General features: G+C 60.0%; 4 protein-coding genes. All 4 read right to left on the minus strand.

Annotation, left to right across the window (positions count from 1 at the left end):
• On the minus strand, nt 1–474 hold a 474-nt coding region (locus tag AC1DOC_RS29005; RefSeq protein ID WP_478131053.1), incomplete at its 3' end, for a flavin reductase family protein.
• A gap of 14 nt (nt 475–488) precedes the next feature.
• A complete protein-coding gene (locus tag AC1DOC_RS29010) occupies nt 489–1,418 on the minus strand; it encodes an ABC transporter substrate-binding protein (RefSeq protein WP_478080747.1) in 930 nt (309 codons plus the stop codon).
• Nucleotides 1,419–1,428: 10 nt separating this feature from the next.
• A complete protein-coding gene (locus tag AC1DOC_RS29015; RefSeq protein ID WP_478080746.1) occupies nt 1,429–1,821 on the minus strand; it encodes a cupin domain-containing protein in 393 nt (130 codons plus the stop codon).
• 12 nt (nt 1,822–1,833) lie between these two features.
• Nucleotides 1,834–2,514, minus strand: coding sequence for a DUF2848 domain-containing protein (locus AC1DOC_RS29020; protein WP_478131054.1), 681 nt, complete (start codon nt 2,512–2,514; stop codon nt 1,834–1,836).
• Nucleotides 2,515–2,528 lie beyond the last annotated feature (14 nt).

Raw genomic sequence — 2,528 nt, forward strand, 5'->3', positions numbered from 1 at the left:
GCTCAGGTGCCTGTACCTGCCACCACAAAAGATCAGCGACGGCTCGGCTTGAGGGATCACGCGAAATGCACTGACCCGACAGATGAAGATCTCATGGTCCCCTCCGTCGCATACGCTCCAGGGCTCGCATTCGAAATAGGCGTTCGCTCCCGGGACCATCGGCGCGCCGTTGGCAGCAAACGCAGGGTCGATGCCGATCCACTTATCGGTTCCCGCTTTTGCGAATCGGTTGGACAAATCCCGTTGCGACTCGCCGAGAATGGCGATGCAATAGGATTTCGCGGCCTTCCACTGGGCAATGCCGAGAGAACCACGGATCATGCTGAATAGCACAAGCGGCGGGTCCAGCGACACGGAGTTGAACGAACTGATGGTGGCGCCCATACGGTTGCCGTCCACCGTCGCGGTCACGATGGCGACGCCGGTTGCGAACTGGCCCAACGCGTTGCGAAATTCTTTCTGGTCGACGGACATGGCAGACCTCCTGCTTATGCGTTCCAGAGCGGCTTGAACTGCTCGGCAACCACGTCGGAATAGACGGGATGGGCGTGGAGAATGCCCAGAGATCGGGCAAAGGCATTCATGCCGTCCACGGCTCGCGTCGAGATCGACGCGTCGTAATACGGCAAGTCCCGCTCGATTAGCGTGGCAATCAGCGACGCTTCCGTGGGAGGAAACAGCTTTTCGCCAACCTTAGCCGCGATACCGGGGTTCTCGATCAGTGCCTTCTGGGTTCTGACCAAGGCATTCACCGCGGCTGCTACCAGATCGGGAGACTTCTCGATGAATTTGTCCGAAGCGGCAATCGACGCGAACGTGTAGTCGAAGCAACCCGCAGGGCCGTCTCCCCGACGCACATCCAGGACGACGGTACCGACGCCATTGCGGACAGCCACTTCGGTGCCCATGCCGTTGGCCCAGAAGCCGTCGATCTTCCCGTCTTCGAGCGCTTTCGCGGCTGTGACGCCAAAGTTCACGTTGCCCGCCTGAACCCCAGGCACAGGCGCAATCTGAACACCGTCAGCCTCGATATTGATCCCGCCGGCAGTCAATAGCTGCCGCAGGCCCATTTCGACCCATGGGGCCGCGCCGATCTTGCGGCCCTTGACCACGCTGAGGTCGCCCTTTTGGTGGACCAGATCGGACCGCATGACAAGGAACCAGTACATGCCTTGCGCCTGGGCGGCCAACAGCTTCACGCCTTTCCACTGCGGGAAGGCGGCCAAGGCGGAATGCGCCGATCCCCCCACAAAATCGACTCGCCCTTCTTTCAGCGCCGCATAGGCCTTGTCAACTGGGAAGATCAACTCAAGTGAAACGTCCAGGCCCGCGGCTTTGAAGAAGCCGAGTTCCACGGCAGCTTCGACCGGAAAGTAGGAGTTCGAGATCAGGTCGGGGACGGCAATCTTCAAAGTCATGAGGTGCCTCTTACTTCTTGCTCTCGTCGTAGTAATGAATCTCGTACAGCAGACATCCAGTCTCGGACTTGAACGGACCGTGCCAGACACCTGGGGGACGRCATGCATAGGTTGGTGCGGCGAACTCTTCCCCTCCCACGCCGTTCTCGTCGTTGCCCACCGTCAGATTTCCCGACACCAGGTAGACCTCTTCCCAGTGGTCATGAACGAAAGGCTTGGTGGAGAATGCGCCCGCTTCGAACCGAAGCAGTCGCGTCCGGCTGCCGGACTTGTTCACTTCGTCGATGTCACTGGCCAGAATCTTCTCTTGCACGCCCGCGCCCGGCGGATATCCAGGGGGGCTCTGCCATCCGTTGACCATGTCCAATGGGTGAAATTCAAGGTGGGGTTTGTTCATCGGCATAGCGCTCTCCTTTTAGCCCTCGATGGGCAGTTCAGACACACGATAGGAATGGCTCAGGCGGCGCTGGAGCACAGGGTCTTCCAGCTCCATTTCGAACTTCTCCGCGGGCTCCAAGTTGCCGTGCACCGCCAGCGTTCCACAGAACATGACCAGTCCGGGCGCGGGAACGTAGCCATCGCCGCCATAGAGTCTGAGAAGTTCGGTGGGATGGCGAATCTTGGCGAGCGGTCCCTCCTGGTAAAGGCGACGTTCACCGCCCTTGGTCATCCATGAACGAACGATGAGTTCGTTCCAGTGGCCGGCCACCTCCTCAAAGGCCCAGACTTTTGTTGATACGGGCTTGGCGCACATCTGCTTGGAGATGGTGATGCCCACGGTCTCCACTTCGCGATCGGTGTGGTCGGAGCCAATGCCCAACCACAAACCGCGCTCGGTGCTGAAGATCACGGGTTCCACCTCACCGCTCGCGGTGCTTCCCACCACCTCGATAGATTCGCGCTGGGTCAGCAACGTGGCAGCACCCCGGTAGAAGATTGGCGTCTTCTTAGGGCGTCGTACACCCAACGCCTCGAGTTCCAAGATGTGGGCTTCGATGGCCGCAGCGTCGCTGCCGGTCCAGCCCGCAATCACCAGGTCAGTGACAGGCACCTCGAGGGCATGTTCGCCCAGAGAGTCGGTCGTCTCGAAATGCAGCGTTGTTCGAACAG

The organism is Variovorax sp. 01T439_2 (genome assembly GCF_056398445.1).

Excerpts from the sequence above, each read along its gene's own strand:
- AC1DOC_RS29010 (WP_478080747.1), bottom strand. The coding sequence starts at position 1,418 with ATGACTTTGAAGATTGCCGTCCCCGACCTGATCTCGAACTCCTACTTT.